The organism is Microbulbifer sp. TYP-18 (assembly GCF_040932045.1).
Lineage (GTDB): Bacteria > Pseudomonadota > Gammaproteobacteria > Pseudomonadales > Cellvibrionaceae > Microbulbifer.
Window position 1 is genome coordinate 1 of record NZ_JBFRBC010000100.1, and the last position, 416, is coordinate 416.

The window sequence follows — 416 nt, forward strand, 5'->3', positions numbered from 1 at the left end:
CACCAACTGCGTGGCCAGCAGCGAGTGACCGCCCAGCTCGAAGAAGTTGTCCTCCCGCCCCACCGGGGGAACCTGCAGCAGAGCCTGCCAGAGGCTGGCCAGCAGGGATTCTGTGGGGCCCTCTGGCGTTGCAGACCCGCTCTGCCATGTACCCTGCTCGAACAGCGGCAGTTTTCGTCGATCCACTTTGCCGTTGTCCGTTAAAGGCAACTGTTCGAGAGGCACGATAAAGGAGGGCAGCATATACGACGGCAGGCGCTCGGCCAGGTGTTCGCGCAGGGCACTGACCTCTTCAGCGCTCTTCTCAGCACTCGCCGCTTCCGTATCGCCCCCACGCATCACAACATAGGCCACCAGGCGGGCGTCCCCAGGCTCGTCCCCTGAATCCGCGCTGTTTTGCACCACGGCCACCGCAT

At 63.7% G+C, this 416-nt stretch carries 1 protein-coding gene; it reads right to left on the bottom strand.

What is annotated here, in order from left to right:
* Positions 1–402: phosphopantetheine-binding protein (locus tag ABVT36_RS19135; protein ID WP_368457988.1), on the bottom strand; the 402-nt coding region annotated here is incomplete at its 3' end.
* Positions 403–416: the final 14 nt, after the last annotated feature.